Below are 21541 nucleotides of genomic sequence, written 5' to 3'. Positions count from 1 at the left end.
AACCGGGGCGGAACGCCCGAAGGCTGAGGCCGCTATGCAACGGCGCCCGGACCGGATATAGCTGGACACAGACTTATGCTCATTTTCAGCATAACCTCGAAAGGTCGGCCGCGTGGGTAGCCCGTCGTTCTTCTCTCCCTATCGCCACGGCTTCGTACGCGTGGCCGCCGCCGTGCCGAAGGTGAAGCTGGTCGATCCGGCCGCCAACGCCCGCGCCGTGCTCGACCTCGTCCGCCAGGGCCACGACCAAGGCGTGGCGGTCATGGCGTTCCCGGAACTGGGCCTGACCGGCTATTCGATCGACGATCTGCTGCAGCAGGAGGTCCTGCTGGACGCCGTGGAGGCAGCGATCGGCGCCCTGGCCGAGGAGAGCAAGACGCTTTCCCCGCTGTTCGTGGTCGGTGCACCGCTGCGCCAGGCGGGGCGTCTCTATAATGCCGCCATCGCCATCCACGCCGGCCGCGTGCTGGGCGTCGTGCCCAAGAGCTTCCTGCCCAACTACCGCGAGTTCTATGAACGCCGCTGGTTCACCCCCGGCGCCGGCGTCACCGGCAGGACCCTGATCCTGGCCGGCCAGGACGTTCCGTTCGGGACCGACGTCCTGTTCCGCGCGGACGGCTTCACCGTCGGCGTCGAGATCTGCGAGGACGTCTGGACGCCCAATCCGCCCAGCACCGCCCAGGCCCTGGCCGGCGCCGAGATCCTGCTGAACCTGTCGGCCAGCAACATCACCATCGGAAAATCGGAGACCCGCCGCCTGCTGTGCGCCAGCCAGTCGTCGCGCGCGATCGCCGCCTATGTCTACTCCGCCGCCGGCGCGGGCGAGAGCTCGACCGACGTCGCCTGGGACGGCCACCTCGACATCCACGAAATGGGCGCCCTGCTGGCCGAGACCGAGCGCTTCTCCACCGGCCCGACCTGGACCTTCGCCGACGTCGACGTCGAGCGCATCCGCCAGGAGCGCATGCGGGTGGGCAGCTTCGGCGACGCGATGATGCTGGCCCCGCCCGCCGTTCCGTTCCGGATCATCCCAGTCGAGTTCGCCCCCCCGGCCGGCGACCTGGCCCTGGCCCGGGCGGTCGAGCGCTTCCCGTTCACGCCGTCGGACCCGGCCAAGCTGCGCGAGAACTGCTACGAGGCCTACAACATCCAGGTCCAGGGCCTGGCCCGGCGCCTGGAAGCCTCGGGCCTCAAGAAACTGGTGATCGGCATCTCGGGCGGCCTGGACTCCACCCAGGCCCTGCTGGTGGCGGCCAAGGCCATGGACCAGCTGTCCCTGCCGCGCGCCAACATCCTGGCCTACACCCTGCCCGGCTTCGCCACCTCCGACCGCACCAAGGACAACGCCTGGGGCCTGATGCGCGCCATCGGGACCACCGCCGCCGAGCTCGATATCCGCCCGGCCGCGACCCAGATGCTCAAGGACCTGGGCCACCCGTTCGGGCGCGGCGAGCCGGTCTATGACGTGACGTTCGAGAACGTGCAGGCGGGCCTGCGCACCGACTATCTGTTCCGCCTGGCCAATCACAACGGAGCCCTGGTGGTGGGCACCGGCGATCTGTCGGAGCTGGCGCTGGGCTGGTGCACCTACGGCGTCGGCGACCACATGAGCCACTACAACCCCAACTGCGGGGCGGCCAAGACGCTGATCCAGCACCTGATCCGCTTCGTGGCCCATTCGGGCGACGTGGACGCGGCGACCACCGCTCTGCTGGAAGACATCCTGGCCACCGAGATCTCGCCCGAGCTGGTGCCCGGCGAGCAGACCCAGGCCACCGAAAGCTTCGTGGGCCCCTACGCCCTGCAGGACTTCAATCTCTTCTATATGAGCCGCTACGGCATGGCGCCGTCGAAGATCGCCTTCCTGGCCTGGAGCGCCTGGCATGACGCCGCCCAGGGCGGCTGGCCGGTCGGCCTGCCGGAGACAGCCCGCCGCGCCTACGACCTGGCCGAAATCAGGAAATGGCTGGAGCTGTTCCTCAAGCGGTTCTTCGCCAACCAGTTCAAGCGCTCGGCCGTGCCCAACGGGCCGAAGATCTCGTCCGGCGGCGCCCTGTCGCCACGCGGCGACTGGCGCATGCCCTCCGACGCCAGCGCCGACGCCTGGCTGGCCGAGCTGTCGGCCAATATTCCAGGCTGACGCTTCTCAATGCCGCCCAAGTCGCCACTATAAGGCGCTCGCAAAGCGCCGCCCTGCGCGGCCGCGGTAAGGAACCCTCGTGACGAAGCTCTATCCCGTGATCCTGTGCGGCGGTTCGGGCACGCGCCTGTGGCCGGCCTCGCGCCTGGATCGCCCCAAGCAGTTCCTCAAGCTGCTGGGCCCGCACTCCAGCTTCCAGGAAACCCTGCTGCGGGTGCGCGACCTGGCGGACGGCCAGGAGATCATCATCGTCACCGGCGCGGCGATGATCGACTTCGTGCGCGAGCAGGCGCGCGAGATCGACATTCCCGTCGTGATCCTGGTCGAGCCGGAAGCCCGCGACTCCGCCCCCGCCGTGGCCGCCGCGGCGGCCTATGTCGAGGCTCTCGATCCCGACGCCGTCGCCCTGATGCTGGCCGCCGACCACCATGTGGGCGAGATCGAGCTCTTCAAGGACGCCGCCCGCCTGGCCGCCCAGGCGGCGGGCAAGGGCCTGATCGTCACCTTCGGGGTGCGCCCGACCGGCCCCGCCACCGGCTTCGGCTACATCCGCCCCGGCGCGGCGCTCGACGCCGAGGGCGTGTTCAAGGTCGCCGCCTTCGTCGAGAAGCCCGACCTGGACCTGGCCAAGACCTATGTCGGCCAGGGCTATCTGTGGAATAGCGGCAACTTCGCCTTCAAGGCCTCGACCATGCTGGCCGAGCTGGACGCCTTCGAGCCCCTCATAGCCGAGGCCGCCCGCGAAGCGGTGGCCAAGGCCCAGCGCAGCGATCCTGACGCCGCCTGCCTGAGACTGGATCCCGCCAGCTTCGCCCGCGCGCCGAAGAAGTCGCTCGACTATGCGGTGATGGAGCGCACCGGCCTGGCGGCGGTGGTGCCCGCCGCTTTCAGCTGGTCGGACCTGGGCGCCTGGGACGCGATCTGGGGCGCCTCGCCCCAGGACGGCCACGGCAACGCCGCCCAGGGCGACGTGACCCTCGTCGACTCCCGGGGCGTGCTGGCCCGTTCCACCGGCCCGTTCGTCGGGGCGATCGGGGTCTCGGACCTGATGATCGTGGCCGAACCCGACGCCGTGCTGATCTGCCGCCGCGACGACGCCCAGGCGGTCAAGACCCTGGTCGACCGCCTGAAGGCCAACGGCCGCGACCTGGCCCAGCGCCATCCGGTCTCGGAGGCGGGGGGGATCGAGCGCCGCGTGCTCAGCCATTCGGCCCAGGCCAGCGTCGAGATGTGGCGCTTCTCGGCCGGCGCCGGCGTCGACGCCCCCGGCGCCAACATCCAGGTGCTTCAAGGCCGACTGCGCGTCCAGGATCGCGAATTGGGCAAGGGCGACTTCGTCGCGCTCGCCCCCGGTCAGCCCCTGGCCGCGCTGGAGCCGTCGACCGTGCTGGTCACGACCTTTTCGTGACGTAGCGGTCCAGCTCCAGGATCGCGCAGACGATGTGGTAGAACGAGCTGGCCGGGGCCGCCTCGTCCACGAAGCTTCCATCCGCCTGCAGCTTGTCACGCCACAGGCCCGGCACGGCCACGTCGAAATATTTCAGCAGCGCCTGTGCGCCGTCGGCGGCGGTTTCGGCATAGGACGCCTCGCCGGTGACGTCGGCGGCCAGCACGCCGGCCTTGATCCATTCGGTCTGGGCCCACAGGCGGGCGACGTCGTCATGCACGCTCATGTCGTCGAGCAGGGCGAAGATGGCCACGCCGCGCGCCGGATCGACGCCCGGGCCCTTGCCGATCTCGATCATCCGCAGCGCCGCGGCCTTGGCGCCTTCCCGGCCGGTCAGCGCGCTCCAGCGCAGCAGCAGCCAGGCCCATTCGAACTGGTGGCCGGGCTCGACGATGCGGCCCGCGACGCCCGGCGCCGGGTTCCAGTCGCCGTCATAATACTCGCGCAGGCCGCCGCTCACGGGATCGATGAACCTGGCCAGCGCCAGCTGCGCGATCTCGTCGGCCATGGCCCGCCAGCCGGCGTCGCCCCCCGCCTCGACCCAGGCCAGGCTGGCCTCGAACATGTGCATGTGCGGGTTGGACAGCAGCGGCAGGGTCCGCGGAACGCTCTCCTCGAAACCGGCGACGGGGTGCTTGAGCGTGGCATACAGCGCCTCGCGCAGCTCCAGGGCGATGCGCGGCAGGTCCTCGCGCTCGGGAAGGGCCTGGCTGGCCAGGGCCAGGCCGAACAGGCCGAAGGCCTGGTCGTAGAGGTCGACCTTGTCGTCCAGCGGCGCACCGTCCGAAGCCACCAGGGTGCGGAAGAAGCCGTCCGGCCGGCGATAGCGAGCCAGGTAGAAATCCAGGCCGTGGGCCAGGGCCTCACGCCAGGGCCCCTCCCATCCGAGCAGGCCGGCGGCGGCGTAGGAATAGATCTGGCGCGGCTGCACCCGGGCCCGGCGCGGGGCCTCGACCGGCGTCCCGTCCAGGGCGATCTTCTCGAAGAACCCGCCCTTGTCGTGGTCTGCGCCGACCGTCCACCACAGAGGGAAGGCCTCGTCCAGGGCCCAGGCCTTGAGGCGGTCGCGTAGGCTGACTAGGCGGGCGGGGACGGTCATGGGCTTCTCCAGGGGATCAGGCGTTTCTAGCGGCCGGCGCCGGTGGCGCAACCCTCGGCTTGTGACGCGCCCTCCCATCCCCTAATGGCTTTGCACATGTCCGATCCAGCGCCGCTGAAAGCCGTCTTCTTCGATCGCGACGGCGTGCTGAACGTCGACAGCGGCTATCTGCACGATCCGGCCAGGCTGGAATGGATTCCCGGCGCGCGCGAGGCGATCGCGGCCCTGACCGCGGCCGGCGTCCGCTCGATCGTCGTCACCAACCAGTCGGGCGTGGCGCGCGGCTATTACGGCGAAGACGCGGTCCATGCCCTGCACGCCCACATGCAGGGCGAACTGGCCGTCCTGGGCGGCGCGATCGCCGCCTTCTACCACTGCCCGTTCCACAAGGACGCCGTCGTCGAGGCCTATCGCTGCGACGACCATCCCGACCGCAAGCCCAATCCGGGCATGATCCTGCGCGGCCTGGCCGAGCAGGGCCTGTCGGCGCAGGACTGCGTGCTGGTCGGCGACAATGACAGCGACGTCGAGGCCGCCCGGCGCGCCGGCATGCAAGGCTTCCTGTTCGAGGGCGGCGACCTGCTGGCCTTCCTGCGCGAGCGGCTCGGCCCGCGCTTTCCTCCGGCCCCGGGAAACGGGACGGCCGCTTGATCCGCATCCTGCAGTTCGGCGCGACCGGCCAGACGGCCCAGGCGATGATCGCCACGGCCCAGGGCCGCGCGGCCGTGCAGGCGCTCTCACGACAGGACGTCGACCTCTCTGACATCGCGGCCGTCGAACGCGCGATCGCCGCGGCCGACTGCGACCTCGTCCTCAACTGCGCCGGCTTCACCCTGGTCGACAAGGCCGAGGCCGAGCCGGAGACGGCGCGGGCCGTCAACGCCCTGGCCCCGGCCGCGATGGCGCGCGCCTGCGCAGCCCGCGGCCTGCCGCTGGTCCACCTGTCCACCGACTGCGTGTTCGACGGGACCCTGGACCGGCCCTATCGCGAGGACGATCCGCCCAATCCGCTGTCGGTCTACGGCCGCACCAAGCTCGACGGCGAAACCGCGGTCCTGGCCTGGGAAAAGGGCGTGGTCCTGCGCATCTCGTGGGTGTTCTCCGCCTATGGCCGCAACTTCCTGCGCGCCATGCTGCAGCTTGGACGGACGCGTGACGAACTGCGCCTGGTCGCCGACCAGTACGGCTGTCCGACCGACGCGGTCGCCCTGGCCGAGTTCATCCTGAACGCCGCGCCCCGCTGGATCGCCGCCGAACGGGCAGACCCGGCCTTCGGCCTCTTCCACTTCAACAACGGCCAGGCCGCCTCGCGCCATGACATGGCGCTCGCCGCCCTGACGCGCGACCCCCACACGCGCGCCCGCACGCTCGCCGTCGCCAAGGCCGACTTCCCCGAGCCCGCGCGGCGCCCACTCAATGGCGCGCTGGACAACGGCAAGGTCGCAAAGGTGTTCGGGTGGCGTTCGGAGCCCTGGCAACCGGCCGTGGCGCGGGCGACCGACCAGATCCTCGCCCAGGGTCTCTGACCCCGCGCGAAATTCTGGCGCGGCGGCCCCCGAGGGGCTAAACCCGCTGGAAAGTCTCAACAACAAGGCCCCCGCGCAGAGCCATGCAGATCTTCCTCGACAGCACCGACACCAAGGTCATCGCCGACTTCGCCGCCACCGGCCTGATCGACGGCGTCACCACCAACCCGACCCTGATCGCCAAGTCGGGCCGTCCGATGCTCGAAGTCATCGCCGAGATCTGCGACCTGGTCCCCGGCCCGATCAGCGCCGAAGTCGCCGCCACCACCGCTGACGCCATGATCGCCGAAGGCGCCAAGCTGGCCCAGATCGCGCCCAACGTCGTGATCAAGCTGCCGCTGACCCGCGACGGCCTGATCGCCTGCGGCCACTTCGCCAACGAAGGCGTCAAGACCAACGTCACCCTGTGCTTCTCGCCGGCCCAGGCCCTGCTGGCCGGCAAGGCCGGCGCGACCTACGTCTCGCCCTTCATCGGCCGCCTCGACGACTACGGCTTCGACGGCATGGACCTGATCCGCGACATCCGCGCCATCTACGACAACTACGGCTACGAGACCGAGATCCTGGCCGCCTCGGTGCGCAACACCAACCACGTCAAGGAAGCCGCCATCGCCGGCGCCGACGTCGTCACCATCCCGCCGGCGGTGTTCGGCGACATGTTCAAGCACCCGCTGACCGACAAGGGCCTCGAGCAGTTCCTGAAGGACTGGGCGAGCACGGGCCAGTCGATCCTGTAACCCGGTTTTTTCAGGCGCCGCGATCCCTTGCGGCGTAAGGCGCGGCCCCGGATTCGTCCGGGGCCGCTTCTTTTTGCAACTGCGAAGATGGTTCGCAAACGCGAATTGGCGCGTTAGGGTCGGGAAACCTCGTCGTTGAGGAGCGCGCCCATGAAAGCCGCCGACATCGCCGTCGACATCTGCCTGGCCTCCGCCGAGGAGGCCTTGCGCTTCTCGCGTTTCGTGCAGAGCTTCCTGGCCAGCAACGGCTTCCCGTTCGTGATGATCCACAACACGCCCGAGCTGGGCGCCGAGCGCCGCAAGGTGGTGTTCGAGGACGCCGGCGTGGGCCGAAAGTTCGCGCTGGAATGGCGCATGGACCGCCTGGCCGCCGCCGGGGCCTGACGGTCAAGCTTCAAGAACGGCGTTTCCCGTTTCTGATTTTGGGCGTTACACAGGGGTGATCGTTTCGCCCTGCCCCAGAGTCGCGCCATGAACGACCCCAAATCCGCCCTTCCGCCGGTCGCCGGTACCGCTCTCGACCTGATCGGCCGCACGCCGATGCTGGAGGTGCGTAACCTCGACACCGGCCCCTGCCGCCTGTTCCTGAAGCTGGAGAACCAGAACCCCGGCGGCTCGATCAAGGACCGCGTGGCCCGTTCGATGATCGAGGCGGCCGAGGCCGACGGCTCGCTGAAGCCGGGCGGGACGATCATCGAGGCCACGGCCGGCAACACCGGCCTGGGCCTGGCCCAGGTGGCGGCCCTGAAGGGCTACAAGCTGATCCTGATCGTCCCCGACAAGATGGCGCGGGAAAAGATCCTGCACCTGCGGGCCATGGGCGTGGACGTGCGCCTGACCCGCAGCGACGTCGGCAAGGGCCACCCCGAATACTACCAGGACATGGCCCAGGCCCTGGCCCAGTCGATCCCCGGCGCGATCTACGCCAACCAGTTCTCCAACCCGGCCAACCCGCTGGCCCACGAGACCGGCACCGGCCCGGAGATCCTCGCGCAGATGGACGGCGACGTCGACGCGGTGGTGGTGGGCGTCGGCTCGGGCGGCACCCTGACCGGCGTCGGCCGCTACATGGCCGCCCACTCGCCCAAGACCAAGATGGTGCTGGCCGACCCGGTCGGCTCGATCCTCTGCGACTACGTGGCGACCGGAACCTATGGCGAGGCCGGCTCGTGGATCGTCGAGGGCATCGGCGAGGACTTCATCCCCGACAACGCCCAGATGGACCTGGTCTCGAAGGCCTATTCGATCAGCGACCGCGAGAGCGTCGACACCGCCCGCGAGCTGCTGCGCAAGGAAGGCATCCTGGCCGGCTCGTCCTCGGGCTGCCTGCTGGCCGCCGCCCTGAAATACTGCCGCGAGCAGACGCAGGCCCAGCGCGTGGTGACCCTGGTCTGCGACACCGGCGCCAAGTACCTGACCAAGATGTTCAACGACATGTGGCTGGCCGCGCACGGCTTCGACCAGCGCGAGCTGCACGGCGACCTGCGCGACCTGATCGCCAAGCGCTACGCGGACGGCGGCGTCGTGGCCATCGGCCCGCGTGACACCCTGCTGACCGCCTACAACCGCATGCGCTCGTCCGACATCAGCCAGCTGCCGGTGGTCGACCACGGCCGGCTGGTGGGCATTCTCGACGAGAGCGACATCCTGGCCGCCGTCGAGGGCGGCGACGAGCACCACGAGGAACAGCGCGGCGCGCGCTTCAAGACCTCCGTGGCCGACGCCATGACCCGCGAGGTCAACACCCTCCAGGCCCACCAGGGCGTCGAGGTGCTGCCCGACGTCTTCGATCGCGACGAAGTGGCCCTGGTCTGCGACGGCGACGAGTTCGTCGGCGTGATCACCCGCGTCGACCTGATCAACCACCTGCGCCTGGGCGCGTGAGGCGCGGCATGACGCCGTCCGCGGCCGCGCGCCGGTTCAAGGGCTGACGCGTTGGGAGGCCCGGGGATCGCCGCCCCAGTCGCCCAGGGCTTGCACCCCGCCGGCGGGCTGAAGGGCGGCCCGTTGCTGGAACAGGGTCCTGGCCCGGGCGTAGAGCCGCTCGTCGAACCGGACGAGCGGCGCCATCGCCGCGCGGATGGCCGGATCGCGATGATCGAGCTTGCGCACCGAAGACCTGGTGTTGGACCGCGCGATCCGGGCCGGCGGCTGAAGCCGGATCTGGAGCGCCAGCCGTTCGATCGTCGTGCGCAGATCCTCGCTGATGCCGATCATGTCCAGCGCCTCGAGCCGTTCGAGCGCCAGGTCGATGGCGCCGTCCGACAGCGCGCCGTAGGGCGAGCAGGCCTCCGAGCCCGGATCGCAGGTCATGAACCGCGTCTGGCTGTTGTCGAAGGCCGCGCGGCCCCAGCCGGACAGGTCGGAGAAGAAGCTTTCGAGATCGGACGGCCGCTCGAAGTCCAGCTTCGAGATCCGCTCGACAATGGCCTTCATGTCGTCGTCGAAGGCGTCGAAGCCGTCCCTGTAGTCGGGCTGGCTGTAGCGGTCCATGTAGCGCAGGTGCGAGGCCAGGCGCGCATAGGGGTCGCGAAAGACCGAGATCAGGCGCCGCTCGCCCATGCAGGGCAGGCGGTGAACCTCGTCCCAGAACAGATGGCCGGACACGAAACTCTTCGCACCCAGCTGCCCGCGGGCCTCGCCGGGCAGTCCTTCGATGTAGTTGGCGCGGTCCGCCTTCGGAAACCACCCTCGAAGGGTGTCGACGAAGCTGGTCCCCGCGGTCTTCGGGATGTGCAGAAAGAAGATCTTGAAGGCCGGGCTTCGCTTTTTTCTACGCATGGCGCTGTCCTGTGGAAAAAGTCTCCCCTCCGTCCCACCTTGCCTGACTGACGTCGCCGCCAGCTCGCCAAGGCGCGCCCCTTGATCCGCGACCTTGCGCCTTTCATTTGAGTTCGCAAACCGAAAGCCTTCCCGCATGACCGATATTCCCGGAAAGAACCGCCTGGCCTTCGCCACTCGCGCGATCCACGGCGGCCAGTTCCCCGATCCGACCACCGGCGCGGTGATGGTGCCGATCTACGCCACCTCGACCTACGTCCAGTCGAGCCCGGGCGAGCACAAGGGCTTCGAGTACAGCCGCAGCCACAACCCCACCCGCTTCGCCTTCGAGCGGGCCATCGCCGACCTGGAGAGCGGAACCGCCGGCTTCGCCTTCGCCTCGGGCCTGGCGGCGGCCTCGACGATCCTGGAGATCCTCGACAGCGGCGCCCACGTGATCGCCAGCGACGACCTCTACGGCGGCTCGTTCCGGCTGTTCGACAAGGTGCGCAAGCGCTCGGCGGGCCTGACCTTCAGCTTCGTCGACATGGGCGATCCCTCGGCCATCGAGGCGGCGATCCGGCCCGAGACGAAGATGATCTGGGTCGAGACCCCGACCAATCCGATGCTGCGCCTGGCCGACCTGGAGGCCATCGCGGCCTTGGCCAAGCGTCGCGGCCTGATCACCGTGGCCGACAACACCTTCGCCAGCCCCTATGTGCAGCGGCCGCTGGAGCTGGGCTTCGACATCGTCATGCACTCGGCCACCAAGTACCTGAACGGCCACTCCGACGTGGTGGCGGGCGTGGCCGTGGTCGGCGACAATCCCGAGCTGATCGACAAGCTGAGGTTCCTGCAGAACGCCGTCGGCGCGGTGCTGGGACCGTTCGACAGCTTCCTGGCCCTGCGCGGGGTCAAGACCCTGGCCCTGCGCATGCAGCGGGCCTGCGACAGCGCCCTGGAGATCGCCCGATGGCTGGCCACCCGCAAGGATGTCGAGCGGGTGATCTATCCGGGCCTGGAGACCCACCCCCAGCACGACCTGGCCCGCCGCCAGATGCAAGGCGGCTTCGGCGGCGTCATCTCGGTGGAGCTGAAGGGCGACGAGGCCACGGCCCGCCGCGTGCTGGAACGCACGCGCCTCTTCACGCTGGCGGAGAGCTTGGGCGGGGTCGAGAGCCTGATCGAGCATCCGGCGATCATGACCCACGCCTCGATCCCCGCCGATCAGCGCAAGGCGCTGGGGATCAGCGACACCCTCATCCGGCTTTCGGTGGGGATCGAGGACTGCTCGGATCTGATTTCCGACCTTTCCTCGGCGCTTTCAGCCTGAACAGGTGATGATCCTTGTCGCCGGGCATGGACGGTGACGGATCGGGAGCATTCGACTTGCGCGGGGGCGGCAGCTCCCGCGTCGGGTCCTCGGCCCACAGATGGGCGGCCAGCATCAGGTCGGTCTTGACCGGGCCGAAGTCCTCCTTGGCCGTCCACACGCGAATGGCGGCCTGGGCGAACACCTCCGACAGGTCGGTCACCTCGATCATCGGCGCGGGATCCTTGCGCACCCGCGGATCGTTCTCGGCCCGCTCGCGCATCTTCTGCAGCACAAGGACGAGGTCGGTCTTCAGCGGCACCTTGAACAGCACGTCGGCCCGGCGGGTGCGGTGGGTCGAGTAGTTGAGGATGACGTCGCCGAACACCTTGCTGTTGGGGATCATCACCTTGACGTTGTCGGGCGTAGAGATCTCGGTGAACAGCAGGTCCAGCGACTTGACCGTGCCCTGGCGGGTGGCCGTCTCGATGACGTCGCCGACGCGATAGGGGCGAAACAGCAGGATCATCACCCCGGCCGCCACGTTCGACAGCGCCCCCTGCAGGGCCAGGCCGATGGCCAGCGAGGCCGCGCCCAGCACCGCGATGATCGAGGTCGCCTGCACCCCCAGCTGCTGCAGCACCGCCACCAGGCCGATGGCGACGATGGCGTAGCGCACCAGCGACGAGACGAAGCTCTCGAGGGTCGGGTCTGGATTGGTCCGGTGCACCCGGCCCAGCGCCCGCTTGGCCACCCCGGCCAGCCATCCGGCGGCCCAGAAGGTGACCACCAGGATGATCGAGGCGACCACCAGATTGACGGCGATCTTGCCCAGCCAGTCGACGAAATGGCCGAACATGGTCTCGTCGGCCTTGATGTTGGCGATGGACGGCAGGGCGAGGTCTTCGGGTACGATGGTCGGCTTGCTCATGAAACTCTCGATGGCGCCCCCGCGCCGGCCGGTCAACGACAGGCGGCCAAGGTTCGTTCCGCCTCGAGCATCCTCCCCCTCTGCGGGAGGTGTCGCCGAAAGCGACGGAGGGGGGACGTTTTCGGCTTCCCAGACACTGGCCAGTTAAGCGGCTCCTCCCCCGAGAAACGGGGGAGGGGGGCCGGCGAAGCCGGTGGAGGGGGCGAGACTGGGCTACCGAGGTCCAGCAGCCCCACCCGTAAAATCCCCGCCAAAGCGGGGACTTGAGGCTTTTCCTGAACGCGGGGCGCTCGCTCCCATCGCCGCCTCCCTCGCCCCTGTGGCGAGGGCCCATGCCGGCCGCTGCTCAGGCGGTGGCCGAATGCGAAAGGTCTGAGCAGGCTGAACGATGGATCCTGGGCACAAGGCCCAGGAAGGCGTGAGTTTGGGGCGGAGGGGGATAGAGCAGCGTCCATCCCCGGCGAGTTCGCCAAAGAACCCAACCAATCCAACCCCTTGCAACTTTCTCATCCAATTCAATCAGACGCGCCGAAACGCGCCGCATAATCAAAGCCGTCCCCGCCATGGGGAGGGCTCTTGGTACCGGCCCAAGCGTGGCGAGGACCGCATCGAGCGGGGCCGCTTGAAGCGTCGTGGGAAAAGGCGGGCTTGCAGGAGCGCTCACGAGAGCGCAAATGGGCCGCCAAGCCGTTCCATGACGCGGCGAGCGGGTCGACAGGGCCGGGATCGTTCAAACCGGCCTAACAGGATCAGCCGAGGCTCGCGCCGGATTACCGCGGAGCTATTGGTCCTGCCCGTCCGAGGGACAGCCGGATCCAGGGTTGAAACAGCACCCGCGCCTTCGGCCCTTCGGAATAACGATGCGGCGGAGCGGTCGACGAAGCCGAAACGCTAAAACACATCACGGTCTCCGGGCTCCGCCCGGCCGCTCCGCGCCTCCCCGAACTAACGCGTGCGAACGCGGGAGACTGCGAACCCGCGCCCAACCTCAAGGAACCTCCCCCTGAAGGGGGAGGTGGCCCGGAGGGTCGGAGGGGGTCTTCGACAGACAGCCGAGAAACAGTCGGTTACATCAATTGGCTCGAAACCGCCGCCTTTGAACTCTAAGAGCCGCGCCCATGAGCATGCCCTTCATCGACCTCGCCGCGCAGCAGCGCCGGATCCGCGACAAGATCGACGCCGCCGTGGCGGCGGTGCTGGACAGCGGCGCCTATGTCATGGGTCCGCAGGTTCGCGAATTCGAAGCCCAGCTGGCCGCCTTCGGCCAGGCCGGCAAGGCGCTGTCCTGCGCCAACGGCACCGACGCCATCGCCCTGCCGCTGATGGCCTGGGGCGTGGGCGCGGGCGACGCGGTGTTCTGCCCGTCCTTCACCTTCGCCGCCACCCCGGAAGTCGTGCCGTGGGTCAACGCCACGCCGGTGTTCGTCGACGTGCTGCCCGATACCTACAACCTCGACCCCGCCAAGCTGGAAGCGGCCATCGCCGACGTGAAGGCGCAGGGCAAGCTGACCCCCAAGGTGGTCATCGCCGTCGACCTGTTCGGCCAGCCGGCCGACTATCCGGCCATCAAGGCCATCTGCGAGCGCGAAGGCCTCAAGCTGATCGCCGACAGCGCCCAGGGCTTCGGCTGCACCCTGAACGGCAAGCATCCCCTGCACTGGGCGGACGTGGCCACCACCAGCTTCTTCCCCGCCAAGCCGCTGGGCTGCTACGGCGACGGCGGCGCGGTGCTGACCAATGATCCGGTGCTGTGGGACCTGATGGACAGCTACCGCGTCCACGGCAAGGCGGTCGGCCCGGACCTGGAAGGCAAGACCTTCGACCACGATCCGAAGTACCTCAACACCCGCATCGGCATGAACTCGCGGCTGGACACCATCCAGGCGGCGATCCTGATCGAGAAGCTGGCGATCTTCACCGACGAGATCGCCCTGCGCCAGACGGTCGCCGACCGCTACGCCGCGGGGCTCGCAGGCGTGGTGCTGTCCACGCCCAAGGTCATCGACGGCGGCGTCTCGGTCTGGGCCCAGTACGTCATCGAACACGAGAACCGCGACGGCCTGGCCGCCCACCTCAAGGCCAAGGGCGTGCCGACCGCCGTCTACTATCCGGTGCCGATGCACGTGCAGGCCCCCTACGCGGACTTCCCGCGCGGCGCCGGCGGCCTGCCGGTCACGGAAGCCAAGGCCGAAACCGTGCTGGCCCTGCCGATGCACCCCTATCTCTCGGAGGCCGATCAAACCGTGATCATCGACGCGATCCGGGGTTTTAACGGTTAAGCTGCGCCTCATTGAGGCCGCAACTTCCGGCACTGGTCGGCCGCGAGTGTTTCCCCTAGAAGGGCCCGCATGCACGATCCGGTCACCAGCTTCGTCGTCTCGGTCTTCAGCGCGCCCAGCGCGGCCCTCATCATGGCCGGCGCCATATTGGCGCTGGCGATCGGCCTGATCTTCCAGTCGGGCCACTTCGAGTTCGCGCCGCTGAAGGACGACCTGCAGCGGCGCGCCGAACTACTGTCGGAGCTGCGTGGCAGCGATCCGCAAAGGGCCTTCGCCGAGGCCTTCGCGAATATCGACAAGCGCTTCAGCGGCACGGCCCACCCGACCCTGGAGCTGGGCTGGGCCGCCTATCGCGGTCAGCTGGCGGAAACCGCCGACGGTCGCCTGGCCTCGTCGATCCACGCCGCCGACGCCTTCGAGCATGCCGACGGCCCCGCGCGCACCCTGGAATGGTGGGCCAACCTGCTGGTCGCCATCGGCCTGGTCATCACCTTCATGGGCATCGTCGCGGCCCTGACCGAAGCGGTCGACGCCATGCAGCGCCAGGGCGGCGCGGGCATGCAGACCGCGCTGATGGGCCTCCTGGCCGTGGCCGCCACCAAGTTCTGGACCTCGATCGCCGGCGTGCTGGGATCGATCGTCCTGCGCCTCGTGGCCCGTCGCCGCCGCAAGATCATCGAAGCCTTCGAGGCCCATTTCTTCGCCCTGCTCGACGGCTGCGTCCGCTTCGCCCCGCCTGAAAAGGTGATGCTGGAGCAGCTGGCCGTGCTGTCGCGCATCGAGACGGCCCTGGCCGGAAGCGCCAAGGTCCAGCCCGTCGCGCCGAGCCTGGCCTGATGGCGCTGGCCCGCGCCCGTCGGCGTCGCACGCCCGACCTCGAGGAGGGCGAAAGCTACTACGTCTCGATGACCGACATGATGGTGGGGGTGATCTTCATCTTCATCATCATGCTGAGCTATTTCGCCCTGCAGTTCCGGCAGTCGACCAAGGCCCTGACCGAGGCCAGGCATCCCGAGACCGCCGCCCTGCTGCAGACCGCCACGGCCCTGACGCCGCGCGACGTCACCGTCGAGATCGACGAGAAGGCCCGGGTGCTATGCGTGCCCGAGACCGTGATCGGCGGCGCGGGAACCGATCGCCGCTGCTTCTCCTTCGCCCCGCCGACCAAGACCTCGGGCGTGGCGGTGGCCGCCGTCGACGCCCAGCGCGCGCTGATGGGCTTCCTCGATGCCGACCTGCGCGACGCCGGCGCACCGCTGGTGGGCGACACCGCGGGCGGCGCCCTGTCGTTCTCGGCCGACGCCCTGTTCGAACCGGGCTCATCGACCCTGTCGGCGGGCGGCCGCACGATCGCAGGCCAGGTCGCCGCCTCTCTGGCCAAGCGCCTGCCCTGCCTTTCCTACGGCGGCTCGGCCTCCGCCACCTGCCCCGAGGGCGAGGCCAAGCTGGCTCTGGTCAACGTGGTCAGCCAGACCAATCTCGACGCCTTCACCGCCGAGGGCCAGAAGGCCGCGGCCCTGTCCCTCGCGCGCTCGGCGGCCTTCCACCAGGCCCTGACCGGCGCCCAGCCCGTGCTCGGCGAGCTGCGCAGCGCGCCGGCCGGCCAGCCTGGCTCTCAGCCCCTGCTGCGCGTGGCCAGCGTCGGCCAGTCGCAGGAGGGCGCATCGAAGGTCGGCGAGGGCCAGACGGTGAGCATCCAGTTCATGATGGCCCAGTAGCAGAGGCCCGCGCGGTTGGCGCGCGGCCCCTGCCGGCCTATATGCCGCGCGTTGCGTTTCGCGCCGGCCGGCGCCTCGCGCGTCCACGGCCGAAGAAAGAGCGCGTCATGCCCAGGGACACCCAGCAGACCACATCCGCCCATGCCGGCATGGGCTTTGCCCAGTTCGTCGCCCTGATCGCGGCGATGATGGCCACCAACGCCCTGGCCATCGACTCCATGCTGCCGGCCCTGCCGCAGATCAGCGCCAGCCTCGGCCTCACCGCCGACAACCAGCGCCAATGGGTGATCACCGCCTACCTGCTCGGCTTCGGCGCGGCCCAGATCGCCTACGGCTCGCTGGCCGACCGCTACGGCCGCAAGCCGGTGCTGCTGGCAGGCCTTGCCCTCTACGTCCTCTTCAGCCTGGCCTGCGCCCTGACCACCTCGTTCGAGATGCTGCTGGTCGCCCGGGCCCTGACCGGGGTCGGCGCGGCGGCGACGCGGGTGCTGGCCGTCTCCATCGTCCGCGACTGCTATTCGGGCCGTCGCATGGCCCAGGTGATGTCGCTGTCGTTCATCGTCTTCCTGGCCGTGCCGATCGTCGCGCCCTCGATCGGCCAGGCGATCGTGCTGGTCGCGCCCTGGCGCTGGATCTTCGGCGTCATGGCGGTGTTCGGCGCCGCCGTGATCGCCTGGACCGCGCTCAAGCTGCCCGAGACCCTGCACCCGGAAGACCGCACCCCGATCTCGCCCGGCGCGATCCTGGGCGCCTTCTGCACGGCCCTGACCGACCGCGTCGCCATGGGCTACACCATCGCCGCCACCCTGGTGCTGGCCGGCCTGTTCGGCTTCATCAACTCGGCCCAGCAGGTGTTCGTCGACGCCTTGGGCGCGGGCGAGTGGTTCACCCTGATCTTCGCCGGCATCGCCGGCGGCATCGCTGTCGCCTCGCTCGTCAACGCCCGCATCGTCGAGCGCCTGGGCATGCGCAAGGTCTCGCACGCGGCCCTGCTGGGCTTCATCGCCTTCGCCGGCGTGCACGCGATCATCGCCCACACCCAGCACGAAACGGTCTGGACCTTCGCCCTGCTGCAAGGCGGGATGATGTTCTGCTTTGGCCTGGTGATGTCGAACTTCGGGGCCATCGCCATGGAGCCCCTGGGCCACATCGCCGGCGCGGCCGCCTCGCTGCAAGGCTTCATCACCACCATCGGCGGGGCCCTGGGCGGCTTCCTGATCGGCCAGCTGTTCGACGGCACCGTCGGCCCGCTGACCCTGGGCTTCTTCGGCTTCGGCATGGCGGGCCTGATCGCCGTACTGGTCACCGAGAAGGGCAAGCTGTTCCAGACCGGCCACGGCAGCGGCGCGCCGGACATGGCGCACTAGTCCAGCATCCGCTCCAGGGTCGAAAGCTCGTCGGCCTCGCGGGCGGGCTTGTCCCAGCGGATGCGGTTGATGCGGGGAAAGCGCATGGCCACGCCCGACTTGTGGCGGGTCGAGCGCTGGAGACCCTCGAACGCCACCTCGAAGACCAGGCCGAACTCCAGGTCGGCGCGCACCGACCGCACCGGCCCGAACCGCTCGACCGTATGGTCGCGGACGAACTTGTCGATCTGTTTGAGCTCCTCGTCAGTAAAGCCGAAATAGGCCTTGCCCACCGGGGTCAGCTTGCGCTCGCCCGTCTCGTCCTGCCGCCAGACGCCGAAGGTGTAGTCGGAATAGAAGCTCGAACGCTTGCCGTGCCCCCGCTGGGCGTACATCAGCACAGCGTCCACCAGGTGCGGATCACGCTTCCACTTGAACCACGGTCCCTTGGGACGACCGGGCTCGTAAGAACTGTCCCAGCGCTTGAGCATCAGGCCCTCGGCGATGGTCGGATCGCCAGGCGGCGGGTCGGCGCGCAGGGCGGCAAGGCCGTCCCAGGTCTCGAAAGGCTGCAGCGGCGACAGGTCGATGCGGCTCATCGACAACCGCCCGATGAAGGCCTCCAGCCGTTGGCGGCGCTGGGCGAAGGGCATGTTCCGCAGATCCTCCTGCCCGTCGAGCAGGAGGTCATAGGCCCTGATCCCGGCCGGATGGGCGGCCATCAGCTTGGCGTCCACCGTCTTGCGGTTCAGCCGCTGCTGGAGGTCGCCGAAGCTGGCGACCGCGCCGTCGCGCATGACCAGGAGCTCGCCGTCCAGCGCGCCTTCGAAATCCAGCGCTTCGAGCACGTCGGGAAAGGTCGCCGAGATGTCGTCGCCGGTGCGGGTATAGAGCCGCCGCTCGCCGCGCTCGCTGACCGCCTGCACGCGGATGCCGTCCCACTTCCATTCGGCGGCGTAGTCGGCCGGATTGAGCTTTGCGAAATCCACCGCCTCGTCGACGGCCTGGGCCAGCATCACCGGCCGGAAACGGCCCGGGGCGTCGGGCGATGGCCGATCGGACCGCCCCTCCAGCCAGGCGAAGAGATCGCCATAGGGCGGCTCGATCGCGTGCCAGACCTCCTCGATCTCGCCGATCGGCACGCCGCCCAGATTGGCGCAGGCCTGCTTGGCCAGCCGCGAGGACACCCCCACCCGCAGCCCGCCGGTCATCAGCTTGAGCAGCGCCCAGCGGCCGTCGGCGTCCAGCGCGTCGAGCCAGCCTTCGATCAGCGCCTGCGCCTGGGCCCGCGAGGTCGCCTTCAGCGCCTCGACGACTTCAGACAGCTCCGGCTCGCGGTTGGCGCCGGGCCGGGCGGGCCAGACCAGGGCGACGGTCTCGGCAAGATCGCCGACATAGTCGTAGGACCAGGCGAACAACTGGGCGTCCATCCGCGCCTCGACCGCCTTCCTGATGAAGGCCGGCTTGGCGGCGTCGAACGACAGGGCGCCGGTCAGGGCCGCCAGGGCGTAGCCGCGATCCGGGTCCGGGGTCCCGCGCAAGAAGTCCTCGATCAGGGTCAGCTTGGCGTTGCGCGAGGCCGTCAGCGACAGGCGATCGAGAAGATGGGCGAAGGCGCGCATGGCTAGAGAATGTCGCGCCGGGGCGCAGGTTCAAGCGACGATGCTTGCGCGCAATTCAAACATTCGTTTAACTCATGATCGAGGGAGACGCCGATGACCTTCCAGCCGCCCCAGCCGTTTGCGCCGCACACCCGCACCAGCCCGCTCACCGCGCCATGGGAGCCGATCTACGCCGACGTGCGCGAGGACCGCTGGGTGTTGGGACTGGAAGCCCGCGAGGCGCACGCCAATTCGCGCGGCGGACCGCATGGCGGGTTGATCGCCGCCCTGGCCGACAACGCCATGGGCCTGTCGTGCGGAGTGCGGATGCGCCGCGAAGGGCTGGCCTTCAACGGCTTCGTCACCGTCTCGCTGGGCGTCGACTACCTGGCCGCACCGAGCCTTGGCCAATGGCTGGAGTTCGACACCGACTTCATCAAGCCGGGCAAGAGCCTGTGCTACGCCGAGGCCACGGTCCGCGCCGACGGCAAGCCCGTGGCCCGCGCGCGCGGCACGTTCAAGGTGGTCTGAAACCGGCCCATCGCGCTTGCAGCCCCGCGCGGCGCCTCGCTATAGCTTGGCGATAGTAATGTTCGGGGGAACAACCATGCACCGCTGCACCGTCGCCGCCGTGGCGCTCGTCGCCGGCCTGTCCGCCACCGCCCTGCCCGCCGCCGTCCTTCCGGGCGCGGCCTGGGCCGCCGGCCAGCAGGAGGTCGCCTCCGGCCAGCCCGACATCAGCTGGCAGGACCGCCTGCCCCGCCGCACCGGCCAGGTCGCCATTGCGCAGGCCCACGCCACGCTCGACCTGGGCTCGGACTTCTACTTCCTCGACGCCGCCAGCGCCCGCCGCGTGCTGACCGAGGGCTGGGGCAACCCGCCCGACGCCGCCGACGGCGTGCTGGGGATGATCTTCTCCAGCCGCTACAAGCCGCTGGACGCCGAGGCCTGGGGCGTGGTCGTGACCTATGACGACATCGGCTACGTCTCCGACAAGGACGCCAAGACCACCGACTACGACAAGCTGCTGGTCGACCTGCGCTCGGGCGAGGAAGAGTCCAACGCCCGTCGCAAGGAAGCCGGCTACCAGACCATCCATCTGGCCGGCTGGGCCGAGCGCCCCAGCTACGACGCCGACAAGCACGTGCTGGTCTGGGCCCGCGACCTGGAGATCGGCCAGGGCGAGGGCCACTCGCTGAACTACGACATCCGCGTCCTGGGCCGCAAAGGCGTGATCAGCCTGAACGCCGTGGCCGCGCCGCAGTCTCTGGCCGAGCTGCACGGCATGGCCGGCCGGATCGCCGCCACCGCCCAGTTCGACCAGGGCTCACGCTATGTCGACTTCAAGAAGGGCGAGGACAAGGTCGCCGAGTATGGCGTCGCCGGCCTGATCGCCGCGGGCGCGGGCGTGGCGGCGGCCAAGAAGTTCGGCCTGCTGGCCCTGCTGATCGCCTTCGGCAAGAAGGGCGCGGTGTTCCTCATCGCGGCCTTCGGAGGCCTCGTCACCTGGCTTCGCGGCAAGTTCGGCGGCGGCAAGAAGCCCAAGCCCGGCCCCAAGCCGGGCGGGCCCGACCTGATCTCTTAAGGCCTACTCGCCGTCCTCCTCGTCATAGCCGACCAGGCGCAGGGCGCGGGCTGAGATGCCCTCCAGCTCGCACCACCGCTCGAGGGCCTCCTCGCGGCCATGGGTGATCCACACCTCGCCGGGACGCAGCTGCGCCAGGGTGTCGGTCAGTTCGTCCCAGTCGGCGTGGTCGGAGATGATCAGCGGCAGCTCGACGCCGCGCTGGCGGGCGCGGGCCCGCACGCGCATCCAGCCGCTGGCGAAGCAGTCGACGGGATCGGGAAACCGGCGGCTCCAGCGATCGGCCAAGGCCGAAGGCGGGGCGACGATGATCGATCCGGCGAAGTCGCCGGCCTTGCCGCGCTCGGTGGTCGCGGGCGCCAAGGGGCCCAGGTCGACGCCGTGGGCCTCGTAGAGGCGGTTCAGCCGCTCCATGGCCCCGTGCACGTGGATCGTCCGGTCCCAGCCGGCCTCGCGCAGCAGGCGGATCACCCGCTGGGCCTTGCCCAGGGCGTAGGCCCCGACGATGTGGGCCCGCTCGGGGAACTGCTCGACCGACTTCAGGAGGGCGGCGATCTCGCCCTTGTCGTCAGGATGGCGGAAGACCGGCAGGCCGAAGGTCGCCTCGGTGACGAAGACGTCGCACGGCACGGGCTCGAACCGGGCGCAGGTGGGGTCGCGGCGGCGCTTGTAGTCGCCCGAGACGACGATGGTCAGTCCCCCCCAGCGCACCACCGCCTGGGCCGAACCCAGCACGTGGCCGGCCGGGACGAGGGAGACCTCGACGTCGTTGATCGCGACGCTCTGGCCATAGGGCAGCGGCTGGCGGCCGACGACCGCGAAATCCTCGCCGTAGCGCTCGGCCATGATCGCCAGGGTTTCGGGCGTGGCCAGCACGGTGTTGTGGCCGGCGCGGGCGTGGTCGGAGTGGCCGTGGGTGATCACCGCCCGGTCCACGGGGCGGACCGGATCGATGTAGAAGTCGCCGGGCGGGCAGTACAGCCCTCCGGGCTTCGGACAGAGAAGATCCTGGGGCTTGATCACGGCTGGATAAGACAACGCGCGATCCTGTAAGCCTATC

19 protein-coding genes are annotated in these 21541 nt (G+C 69.4%); 14 read left to right on the top strand and 5 right to left on the bottom strand.

From position 1 onward, the window contains the following. Nucleotides 1–112: 112 nt before the first annotated feature. Nucleotides 113–2140 carry an NAD(+) synthase gene (locus P7A99_RS08565; RefSeq protein ID WP_277793469.1) on the top strand — a complete coding sequence of 676 codons (2028 nt, stop codon included), beginning with the start codon at nucleotides 113–115 and terminating at the stop codon, nucleotides 2138–2140. Between the two features lie 79 nt (nucleotides 2141–2219). Beyond that, nucleotides 2220–3548, top strand: coding sequence for a mannose-1-phosphate guanylyltransferase/mannose-6-phosphate isomerase (locus P7A99_RS08560; RefSeq protein ID WP_277793468.1), 1329 nt, complete (start codon nucleotides 2220–2222; stop codon nucleotides 3546–3548). Here P7A99_RS08560 and P7A99_RS08555 read toward each other — a convergent pair. Continuing rightward, nucleotides 3532–4686 (bottom strand): AGE family epimerase/isomerase, encoded by a 1155-nt coding sequence (locus P7A99_RS08555; RefSeq protein ID WP_277793467.1) that lies wholly within the window; start codon nucleotides 4684–4686, stop codon nucleotides 3532–3534. The two genes, P7A99_RS08560 and P7A99_RS08555, sit on opposite strands and share 17 nt — an antisense overlap. Nucleotides 4687–4782: 96 nt before the next feature. Between P7A99_RS08555 and P7A99_RS08550 the strand changes: the two genes are divergently transcribed. The 5 genes from P7A99_RS08550 to P7A99_RS08530 all read left to right on the top strand — a co-directional run bounded on the left by P7A99_RS08550 (nucleotide 4783) and on the right by P7A99_RS08530 (nucleotide 8833). Then, entirely contained in the window at nucleotides 4783–5337 is a 555-nt protein-coding gene (locus P7A99_RS08550) for a D-glycero-alpha-D-manno-heptose-1,7-bisphosphate 7-phosphatase (RefSeq protein ID WP_277793466.1), read from the top strand. Beyond that, entirely contained in the window at nucleotides 5334–6212 is an 879-nt protein-coding gene (gene rfbD, locus P7A99_RS08545; RefSeq protein WP_277793465.1) for a dTDP-4-dehydrorhamnose reductase, read from the top strand. The genes P7A99_RS08550 and rfbD overlap by 4 nt, the downstream gene beginning before the upstream one ends. Nucleotides 6213–6295: 83 nt before the next feature. Continuing rightward, nucleotides 6296–6949, top strand: a complete 654-nt coding sequence (fsa, locus tag P7A99_RS08540) for a fructose-6-phosphate aldolase (RefSeq protein WP_101720534.1) — start codon at nucleotides 6296–6298, stop codon at nucleotides 6947–6949. A 150-nt stretch (nucleotides 6950–7099) separates the two neighbouring features. Continuing rightward, nucleotides 7100–7333 carry a hypothetical protein gene (locus P7A99_RS08535; protein WP_277793464.1) on the top strand — a complete coding sequence of 78 codons (234 nt, stop codon included), beginning with the start codon at nucleotides 7100–7102 and terminating at the stop codon, nucleotides 7331–7333. Nucleotides 7334–7420: 87 nt separating this feature from the next. Continuing rightward, a complete protein-coding gene (locus tag P7A99_RS08530) occupies nucleotides 7421–8833 on the top strand; it encodes a pyridoxal-phosphate dependent enzyme (protein ID WP_277793463.1) in 1413 nt (470 codons plus the stop codon). Between the two features lie 36 nt (nucleotides 8834–8869). Here the strand turns inward: P7A99_RS08530 and P7A99_RS08525 are convergent, their stop codons facing one another. Beyond that, nucleotides 8870–9730: a hypothetical protein gene (locus P7A99_RS08525; protein ID WP_277793462.1), complete on the bottom strand. Its 861-nt coding sequence runs from the start codon at nucleotides 9728–9730 to the stop codon at nucleotides 8870–8872. A gap of 136 nt (nucleotides 9731–9866) precedes the next feature. On the opposite strand from P7A99_RS08525, the gene P7A99_RS08520 reads away from it, so the two are divergent. Then, entirely contained in the window at nucleotides 9867–11042 is a 1176-nt protein-coding gene (locus P7A99_RS08520; protein WP_277793461.1) for a trans-sulfuration enzyme family protein, read from the top strand. Here the strand turns inward: P7A99_RS08520 and P7A99_RS08515 are convergent. Then, complete coding sequence (locus P7A99_RS08515; protein WP_277793460.1) at nucleotides 10969–11952, bottom strand: mechanosensitive ion channel family protein; 984 nt, start codon at nucleotides 11950–11952, stop codon at nucleotides 10969–10971. The two genes, P7A99_RS08520 and P7A99_RS08515, sit on opposite strands and share 74 nt — an antisense overlap. A gap of 1118 nt (nucleotides 11953–13070) precedes the next feature. Here P7A99_RS08515 and P7A99_RS08510 point away from each other — a divergent pair. The 4 genes from P7A99_RS08510 to P7A99_RS08495 all read left to right on the top strand — a co-directional run bounded on the left by P7A99_RS08510 (nucleotide 13071) and on the right by P7A99_RS08495 (nucleotide 17316). After that, a complete protein-coding gene (locus P7A99_RS08510; protein ID WP_277793459.1) occupies nucleotides 13071–14231 on the top strand; it encodes a DegT/DnrJ/EryC1/StrS family aminotransferase in 1161 nt (386 codons plus the stop codon). Between the two features lie 69 nt (nucleotides 14232–14300). Then, nucleotides 14301–15068 (top strand): hypothetical protein, encoded by a 768-nt coding sequence (locus P7A99_RS08505; RefSeq protein ID WP_277793458.1) that lies wholly within the window; start codon nucleotides 14301–14303, stop codon nucleotides 15066–15068. Continuing rightward, nucleotides 15068–15949 (top strand): hypothetical protein, encoded by an 882-nt coding sequence (locus tag P7A99_RS08500; protein ID WP_277793457.1) that lies wholly within the window; start codon nucleotides 15068–15070, stop codon nucleotides 15947–15949. Before P7A99_RS08505 ends, P7A99_RS08500 begins: the two co-directional genes overlap by 1 nt. Before the next feature lie 149 nt (nucleotides 15950–16098). Further along, nucleotides 16099–17316 carry a multidrug effflux MFS transporter gene (locus P7A99_RS08495; protein WP_277793598.1) on the top strand — a complete coding sequence of 406 codons (1218 nt, stop codon included), beginning with the start codon at nucleotides 16099–16101 and terminating at the stop codon, nucleotides 17314–17316. Here P7A99_RS08495 and P7A99_RS08490 read toward each other — a convergent pair. Beyond that, entirely contained in the window at nucleotides 17313–18917 is a 1605-nt protein-coding gene (locus P7A99_RS08490; RefSeq protein ID WP_277793456.1) for a cisplatin damage response ATP-dependent DNA ligase, read from the bottom strand. The two genes, P7A99_RS08495 and P7A99_RS08490, sit on opposite strands and share 4 nt — an antisense overlap. A 93-nt stretch (nucleotides 18918–19010) precedes the next feature. On the opposite strand from P7A99_RS08490, the gene P7A99_RS08485 reads away from it, so the two are divergent. After that, entirely contained in the window at nucleotides 19011–19427 is a 417-nt protein-coding gene (locus P7A99_RS08485) for a PaaI family thioesterase (protein ID WP_277793455.1), read from the top strand. A 76-nt stretch (nucleotides 19428–19503) separates the two neighbouring features. Beyond that, nucleotides 19504–20481, top strand: coding sequence for a DUF2167 domain-containing protein (locus P7A99_RS08480; RefSeq protein ID WP_277793454.1), 978 nt, complete (start codon nucleotides 19504–19506; stop codon nucleotides 20479–20481). 3 nt (nucleotides 20482–20484) lie between these two features. Here P7A99_RS08480 and P7A99_RS08475 read toward each other — a convergent pair whose 3' ends face one another. Beyond that, the gene (locus tag P7A99_RS08475) at nucleotides 20485–21519 is read right to left on the bottom strand and encodes a ligase-associated DNA damage response exonuclease (RefSeq protein ID WP_277793453.1); all 1035 of its coding nucleotides are present in this window, start codon (nucleotides 21517–21519) and stop codon (nucleotides 20485–20487) included. Between the last annotated feature and the right edge of the window lie 22 nt (nucleotides 21520–21541).

It is taken from the genome of Caulobacter endophyticus, from assembly GCF_029543245.1.
GTDB lineage: Bacteria > Pseudomonadota > Alphaproteobacteria > Caulobacterales > Caulobacteraceae > Caulobacter > Caulobacter endophyticus_A.
Note: the sequence above shows the minus strand (reverse complement) of the source record. Positions and strands in the feature narration are given on the sequence as shown.

Excerpts from the sequence above, each read along its gene's own strand:
- P7A99_RS08490 (WP_277793456.1), bottom strand. The coding sequence starts at position 18,917 with ATGCGCGCCTTCGCCCATCTTCTCGATCGCCTGTCGCTGACGGCCTCG.
- P7A99_RS08480 (WP_277793454.1), top strand. The coding sequence starts at position 19,504 with ATGCACCGCTGCACCGTCGCCGCCGTGGCGCTCGTCGCCGGCCTGTCC.
- P7A99_RS08510 (WP_277793459.1), top strand. The coding sequence starts at position 13,071 with ATGAGCATGCCCTTCATCGACCTCGCCGCGCAGCAGCGCCGGATCCGC.
- P7A99_RS08495 (WP_277793598.1), top strand. The coding sequence starts at position 16,099 with ATGGGCTTTGCCCAGTTCGTCGCCCTGATCGCGGCGATGATGGCCACC.
- P7A99_RS08515 (WP_277793460.1), bottom strand. The coding sequence starts at position 11,952 with ATGAGCAAGCCGACCATCGTACCCGAAGACCTCGCCCTGCCGTCCATC.
- P7A99_RS08505 (WP_277793458.1), top strand. The coding sequence starts at position 14,301 with ATGCACGATCCGGTCACCAGCTTCGTCGTCTCGGTCTTCAGCGCGCCC.
- P7A99_RS08530 (WP_277793463.1), top strand. The coding sequence starts at position 7,421 with ATGAACGACCCCAAATCCGCCCTTCCGCCGGTCGCCGGTACCGCTCTC.
- P7A99_RS08535 (WP_277793464.1), top strand. The coding sequence starts at position 7,100 with ATGAAAGCCGCCGACATCGCCGTCGACATCTGCCTGGCCTCCGCCGAG.
- P7A99_RS08525 (WP_277793462.1), bottom strand. The coding sequence starts at position 9,730 with ATGCGTAGAAAAAAGCGAAGCCCGGCCTTCAAGATCTTCTTTCTGCAC.
- P7A99_RS08555 (WP_277793467.1), bottom strand. The coding sequence starts at position 4,686 with ATGACCGTCCCCGCCCGCCTAGTCAGCCTACGCGACCGCCTCAAGGCC.
- P7A99_RS08520 (WP_277793461.1), top strand. The coding sequence starts at position 9,867 with ATGACCGATATTCCCGGAAAGAACCGCCTGGCCTTCGCCACTCGCGCG.
- P7A99_RS08500 (WP_277793457.1), top strand. The coding sequence starts at position 15,068 with ATGGCGCTGGCCCGCGCCCGTCGGCGTCGCACGCCCGACCTCGAGGAG.
- P7A99_RS08485 (WP_277793455.1), top strand. The coding sequence starts at position 19,011 with ATGACCTTCCAGCCGCCCCAGCCGTTTGCGCCGCACACCCGCACCAGC.
- P7A99_RS08550 (WP_277793466.1), top strand. The coding sequence starts at position 4,783 with ATGTCCGATCCAGCGCCGCTGAAAGCCGTCTTCTTCGATCGCGACGGC.
- fsa (WP_101720534.1), top strand. The coding sequence starts at position 6,296 with ATGCAGATCTTCCTCGACAGCACCGACACCAAGGTCATCGCCGACTTC.